Source organism: Bacillus sp. T17B1 (assembly GCF_026796395.1).
Taxonomy (GTDB): Bacteria; Bacillota; Bacilli; order Bacillales; family Bacillaceae; genus Bacillus; species Bacillus spizizenii_A.
In genome coordinates, this window is the sequence record NZ_JALAYA010000008.1 from 230,223 (window position 1) to 236,947 (window position 6,725).

Sequence of the window (6,725 nt, forward strand, 5' to 3'; positions counted from 1 at the left end):
CTGGGCCTGCAAGTGTTACGCGTGATTTTTCTGATAGAGCGTTCGCAAGACATGTGTTTCTAGGTCAGCAAGGCGGACAGGAATCGGCAGCCTGCTTTCTTGATTGATCAGGCTCATCGTGATCTGATAGCTGCTTTCTAAATCAATATGATTTCCGCAAGACAAGAAGATAGGCTTCACGTCCCGCCGCGTCCGCAATGCCCGTCCATATACCTCACCGTCAATGATAATATCGGTATATGCGCCAATTTCATTTTCAGGCATCACGAAATCACAGTCTTTGATTTTGAGATAGGTTTTCGCAATCCCAATTGTCGGCTTACCAAGAAAAAAAGCCGCATGTGTGGCAACGCCCATATGGTTGTAATGCAGATACCCGTTGCCATCAAACAAAAACACATCCGGTTCTATCTTCAGTTTTTTGGCCGCCTCGATGATCAGCGGCAGCTCGCGAAACGCAAGGAAACCAGACACATACGTTACGCTGATTTTCCCCATGCTATGCACTTTTTCAATGACTTCTTTCGTATCGGCGTCAATCACGATAATGCTGCACACCCCATACGGCTCGCCGTCCTGCTCCCAATAAGCGAGGTCGACGCCTGCGCAGGTTTTGATGGAGTCTGGATGGATAGTGGGGCATAGGTTGATTTTATGTTTAAGGGATTGTTGTGTTTGAACAAAATCCGATTCATCTTTTAGATAAAAATCGTGAGTTTGATGTACTTTCATTTCACTAGCTTTCCTCTCTTTACTTTCCAAAATAGTCTTCTCTGTTCAAATGTTTCTTATGGCTTTGAATCTATTTTCAAGGCGATATAACTTCCATTAGGATAATCTCCATACCATCCACATGGAAAATAGCCGGCTTTATAAATTTCAAAAAGCTTTTCAAAAAAATTGTGTGTGCTCCCATTTACCGCTCTATTGATTGCACAATTATTCAGGTCTGCTACAACATCTTCAAAAAAAATATTAAATTCAGCCGAAACCCTTCTGACATTTACAGAAAAAACTTCTAGTAATACGTCTAAGTCTTGTGGTTTTTGATCATCGTTTAATTCGTAAATTTCGCCCCATACTTCACTCATTTCATTTTCTTTTATATCTTTCCACGTATATTCATCTTCAGCAAATACTTCTTCATATGCATGGTATTTAGCTTTTTCTTTGTCATTAATTATTTTAGTAAAATCACAGATATCATTTGATGTTTTAGGTTTAAACGTTTTTGAAAAATCAATAACTTCTTCTACTAAATGATAATTCCGAAGTTTCATTACTTATTATACGACCTTCCATGAAAGATTAACTGTAACTCATACTTCCTATTTCTACTGTACTTCACTTGTTAAATGTGTTTCCATCATTCTAAAAAACCTATCACAACAAGGTAAGGTTACACTATAGCATTCTAATACAACAGTAAACAAGGCATCTCCTCATGTTATCTTCTGTTGAAAGGCAAGTATTACTACCTGCAGTTATTAGTATTCATTTTTCATTTCCCTCATAAAAATATGATCCAATTGTGCAATTAATTCTTTAAGCTCCGTACACATAATATCTTCTAATGGATTTTCCCAATCTTCGTTTTTTATAAGTTCAATGCCATAACTACCGGTTGGATCCCCTTCTGGGTACCACCCTACGTCAAGCAACAAGTTTTTTGTCTTGTGAGAAATCTGTAGGAGATCTTGATTAAAGTCAAATAACCAAGCATCATCATTTGCCTCTAGGGTCTTAGGATCAGTATCTTTTAATGTAATATAATCAACAGTCCAACCAGCCGGTATTTTTAGCTTTAAGAAATTGGGGATCTGTTGGCTTAGTGGCTGCAAACCCTCTAAAACCCCACTTCCCACACTCCAGATTTGATATTCTAACTCTTCTAATACATGTTCTATCTCATCAAAAGATTCATCTTCATAAATCATATCTGTATTTAAACCAGCTACTTTGATATGGTACTGATTATTTTCATAACTTCCCTTAATAAAGGCCTTACGTTTTTCATTTTGCAGTATTAATAATTCATATTCTTTCTCCATTCCTTTTTCTGGAGTTAAATTGTTCAGTACTACAGACCAGCCATCACAGATTTTTAATGGCTGCAATTGAGAAATATGATCTTTGCCCATCTCGCTTCTCCTTGTACTCCACATTGTTACCCTATCTATAAAAAAACTTGCCGATGACAACACGGCAAGTTTCTAACTATAGCCATTCTAATACACTCAGTAAACAAGGCATCTCCTAATGTTAATCTTCTGTTGAAAGGCTGTATATGTGGCAATTCACTCCACTCATACACAGTATCGTAGTAATCATACAAATAACTGAGTTCGATAAACCCTTTCTCTTGCATTATTTTATTGATATAGTTCGTTCCCTGAATGAATTCTAAAGATTCAGCGGTCCCTACAATATCATAAGCGCCATCTATTAAATCGTGTCTTAGGGAATAACTATAATTTAGTACATAAACAGGAGCCAATTTAGATACTTTCATATTGATTTGCTGTTCTAAATGAAATCCATTTTCTCCAGAAAGATCTTGCAAGTGGATATTGATTTCTCCTGAAGGATTGTTTAAATCTCTAACTTCAATTTTTTTCAAACCTTTTATTTGATTAAATTCATCAGGTACTTTTATTTTCTCTGCACATTTGTTCTTGTACCATTCGTCTAATTCCCTATTCACAAATAGACAATGAAGCAATTCACTGAATTCTGGGTATTCACTAATAAATCTGATTCCATCTTCCATAAATAATAATCATTCCATTCATTAATCCATTAATTATTTAACTATTTCCACCAAGACCTTGTTACTTCTTTTAAATGATATTCAATATGTGCAATCACTTTTTTATAGTCGTCTGATGAAAATTCTTTAATAGGGTTTTCCCAATCATTATTTTTAACTATTGAAACCAGATAATTACCTTCAGCAGATATGTCAGGAACCCAGCCTAAATCAAGCGTTATTGAGGATTGTTCATGATAAAGCTGCAACAAACTGTCTGTGAACAAAAACCAGGAATCATCATTCGGTTCTAAAGTTCTTGGATCTATTTCAACAAAATGATTATAATTCACTTTCCAACCTTGTGTTATTCTTAGGGGATGTAAATTTGCTTTTGGAACATCTAATTTAACATGTTTTCTCATTAACAAAACCTCTTTAGTTTCGTTTTCAGTCATTCTCTCCTTTATATTTTTGAATCATTTAATTTTACCTTTTACAAAACTTAAACTTTATTTTTTTCATAAATCAACAGTTTTGAATTAGTTTTACTATTAATTCTGTAAAGGCTTGATCATTTGTAATGTTTCTTGCTCTCAAAGTAAAAACTAAAAAAGCAGGTACAGTATAACTACCTGCTTTTTAGTTAAATTTAATTACCAAAGTTAATTTCTTTTACAAGAATAGCTTCGTTTCCGTACTCTTCAATATCGGCCTTTAGCCAACTGATTTCCTTTTCTCTATATTTATAAAATCTAATTGTCGCAAAACCTTCATCAATACTTATAATCACAACAAATTTATGTTCAGGAAATTTTTCTTTTAAATGATGTTCCCAACCATCCACTACCTGAAGCGCATAAAGTAAAATCTCTTCACCGGACAAATCACTGTAGTCTAAATAATCGTTTATGCGAAGCTCATTACACGATGCTTCATACCCCGTTTTATCCCCATACATTTTTAAAATTCTATTCCAATTTATAGTTGGATTATCAGGTAACTCATACTCTAGATCTAGAATAAAGCAATCGTCTACTTTAACTATATTAGGTGAAATAATATCCTTTAAATTAGATAGGTCAACTTTATTTGTATTGCTCAGATCTTCAAGTCGTTCTTTTAATCTTTTCATATTTTTATTTGTATATTCCATATATAATCTACACTCCTATACTAAAATACAGGATCCTCACCTAAAAATTTCAATCCCTTATTTATAGCTTTCTGAACACTTTTGTCTTTAAGTACTTTTTGAATTTTGCTAGGTGCATCTTCACCTGTTTTTTGGTCATAAAACTTTTTTGTTTCAACATCAAAGTACCATTTTTTGTTACTCGGCTCATGATAGTGAATTTGACCTTCTCTTTGCCCTGGATTTGGGTTTTCAATGTCTATTCTTTCTGTCTTCCCATTTTGCCATGTTGTCTTACTTGCAATTTGAGTTCCATTTTGACCGAAAAGTTTCTTACTATTCCCGCTACCACTACTAGCCATCTTCATAATTCCAAGATCTTTCACAGCTGTCTTTTCCACATCGATACGGACTGTCGGGAATCCGAATGTAAAGCCATTCGTTGTTACTGGGCGTTCTGCGTACACGCGGACGTTTGTCGGGACTTTGAATTGTTTTACTTTTTCTAGTGTCTTGTTAGCTTTTTGGACTTTTGAATGGGTTGCAAGCGGTATGCCTTTGTCTATATGTTTCGCCAATGCACCAGCACCAACTAAGCTCAATGCCGCTTCTAGCGCACCCGTCTTCCGCTTCTCCTCAGACACTTTGTTTCCAAACATGTCTCTGCCTGTCACGGCTTCTGAGAATCCGTTAGAAGCAACAAGGCCGTATGCGCCCATTTCTGACATTTTGAGAATGTCTAAGGATTTGCCTGTTTTATAGGCGTCTAAAGCGTGTTCGGCCGCGATCGCAGCTTTTCCGGTTTTGTAGATGGCTTTTCCGCCTTTGAAGGCGCGGCCCGCCCAGCCGACGACCGGTATGAAGCCGGCTGCAGCCATCGCTCCTGCGGTCACTCGTTCTGCGGTGGAGAGTTTTTCTCCGGTAACCGGATCAATACCTTCGGTTGCTCTTTTATAATCATAATAGCCAGTGACTTCTCCAGTAAAGTTGCAAACTCCATCCCATGTTTTTTCATACCATGGTTTATTTGCTTCTTCTTCCGCTTTTTCCTGAAGCCGTCTTGCTTCGGCTTGCTGGGCTTTTGCATCGATATAGGTTGTTCCTTGCTTTTCTACTTCTATGACGCTTTTGTAGACTTCATTGCTGTGGAAGGCTTTTTTGTCATAGTACATAGGGGAAGCGCTTTTCCCGTTGCTGGTGGCCTGCATGAGAACAGAATATTTGGTGAGCACTGCGTTGTCCAGAGATTCTAAATTTTGATACTCAGTGGTCAGGGATTTATCAAGCTTATCGACTGCTGAGATTGTGTCACGTCTGATTTTTTGGGCATCGCCCATCTTATCGGCATACTCGTCAAGCGTGTACATGTCGAGATCAATAATATCGCTGATGCCTGACAAAATGGAATCGATTTCTGCTTTATGAGCGGAGACAATCTCTGAGGCTTTCAGGTCTCCATTGGTCAGCTCGTGATCCAAGTAAGAAGTTTCCACATATGAATCATTCAGTTCTTGATCTTTAATGTCTCCTGAAATGCCATTTAAAAACGCAATTTGAGCAGAGACAAGCGTCAGCCAGCTGTCAACGATTTCCGCCTGCCCCTGAAAGAAATCTTTAATATTGTCCGCGCCTTTTCCTTTAAAATTGTCGCCTAAATCCGCCACTTCCTGAAACGCTTTTTTCAGCGTATTCAGCTGCTCCTCAAGCGTCTCATATTGCTTTTTTCTGCTCTTCGCTTCTTCGATTAAAGATTTAGATTCAAATACTTTGCTCATCGCACTGCCCTTTCTGTTCTATTTTACAGCTATCGCCTCGTCCTGCTCTTTAAGTGAATCTATGTTATCCTTTGTATCCTCGATATTTTTCTGCACCGCTTTTTTATAATCTCCGAGCATGGTTTTGATGTTCTCCTCACGCTCATGATATTTTTTCGTATAATCGAGGCTGTTTTTTCCGTTGGATCCCGCGGCGCCGATTGATACATCAGCAAGCGCGTCTTTGACAGAATCCAATGTTTTGATGACTGTGTCGTACTTCAGCTTAATTTCTGACATAAAAAAGATCACCACCATTTTAGTTTACTAATTTTTCTTCCTGCTTCTTCTACGAAATCTTCTCCCTTAGCAAGAAGGTCGCCTGCGGCATTCGCTGCGCTTTTTGTTAAATTCAGATCAAATTTCTCTTTTTCAAGCCAGAATATTTTGCTTTGAATCGAAGCCATATACCCGTTGTATTTATCATTCACAATCTTGGAAGCTTCCGATTTCGCCTCTTCTCTGCCCTTGTCAAAATCATCCGCTTTTGTTCCCGTCCAGTGCTTGCCCAATTCCGGTTTCACAATTTCTTTGATTTCAGTGATTGCTTCTTCTTGCAGTGTGTCTATATCCTTTTTTGCTTTTTTCAGCTTTTCGATCTTGTCTTCTACGTCGGAAATTTTTCCGTTGAGCGAACTTTTGATATCCGCTAACATACTTTCATAACCCATCTGATTCACCTCTTAATACTCAAAAAGTCGTATGGAGGGGCTGATGAAGATAGACTTTTCCATACTTTATTTCCATATATTATATTTTAAAATAGCCAGAAGACGGCTTAAATAGGGTAAACGGCTTAATTTAGGCGTATAACACTCATAATATGTAGGTCTATGATCTTGTTTTTGTTCGTTATGCAGTCAATGAAAGCGTTTCACAAGATGAAAACACCTATAGTCGTAGTTATAAAGACACTTGAAAAAGACAGATGTTAATGATCTGTCTTTTGTCGTAAAGCCTATTTTGTTTTAATTTAGATCCTAGAGAAAAGAAAAAACTGGCTGCCTGGTCTTACCCCTGTCAAGTA

9 protein-coding genes are annotated in these 6,725 nt (G+C 37.3%); all 9 read right to left on the reverse strand.

Annotated features, from left to right (window positions below; all coding sequences use genetic code 11):
* Positions 1–15: 15 nt before the first annotated feature.
* The 9 genes from MOF34_RS06090 to MOF34_RS06130 all read right to left on the reverse strand — a co-directional run bounded on the left by MOF34_RS06090 (position 16) and on the right by MOF34_RS06130 (position 6,369).
* Entirely contained in the window at positions 16–732 is a 717-nt protein-coding gene (locus MOF34_RS06090) for an endonuclease V (RefSeq protein WP_268399160.1), read from the reverse strand.
* Positions 733–788: 56 nt separating this feature from the next.
* Positions 789–1,280 (reverse strand): hypothetical protein, encoded by a 492-nt coding sequence (locus MOF34_RS06095; RefSeq protein ID WP_268399161.1) that lies wholly within the window; start codon positions 1,278–1,280, stop codon positions 789–791.
* A gap of 207 nt (positions 1,281–1,487) precedes the next feature.
* A complete protein-coding gene (locus MOF34_RS06100) occupies positions 1,488–2,141 on the reverse strand; it encodes a hypothetical protein (protein ID WP_268399162.1) in 654 nt (217 codons plus the stop codon).
* A gap of 35 nt (positions 2,142–2,176) precedes the next feature.
* A complete protein-coding gene (locus MOF34_RS06105) occupies positions 2,177–2,770 on the reverse strand; it encodes a hypothetical protein (RefSeq protein WP_268399164.1) in 594 nt (197 codons plus the stop codon).
* Between the two features lie 41 nt (positions 2,771–2,811).
* On the reverse strand, positions 2,812–3,207 hold the full coding sequence (locus tag MOF34_RS06110; RefSeq protein ID WP_237708036.1) for a hypothetical protein: 396 nt from the start codon (positions 3,205–3,207) through the stop codon (positions 2,812–2,814).
* 194 nt (positions 3,208–3,401) lie between these two features.
* Positions 3,402–3,905 carry a hypothetical protein gene (locus tag MOF34_RS06115; protein ID WP_268399165.1) on the reverse strand — a complete coding sequence of 168 codons (504 nt, stop codon included), beginning with the start codon at positions 3,903–3,905 and terminating at the stop codon, positions 3,402–3,404.
* Positions 3,906–3,925: 20 nt separating this feature from the next.
* On the reverse strand, positions 3,926–5,659 hold the full coding sequence (locus MOF34_RS06120) for a T7SS effector LXG polymorphic toxin (protein ID WP_268399167.1): 1,734 nt from the start codon (positions 5,657–5,659) through the stop codon (positions 3,926–3,928).
* 18 nt (positions 5,660–5,677) lie between these two features.
* Positions 5,678–5,938, reverse strand: a complete 261-nt coding sequence (locus tag MOF34_RS06125; RefSeq protein WP_268399169.1) for a YwqI/YxiC family protein — start codon at positions 5,936–5,938, stop codon at positions 5,678–5,680.
* Positions 5,939–5,946: 8 nt separating this feature from the next.
* Complete coding sequence (locus tag MOF34_RS06130) at positions 5,947–6,369, reverse strand: YwqH-like family protein (RefSeq protein ID WP_268399171.1); 423 nt, start codon at positions 6,367–6,369, stop codon at positions 5,947–5,949.
* Positions 6,370–6,725: the final 356 nt, after the last annotated feature.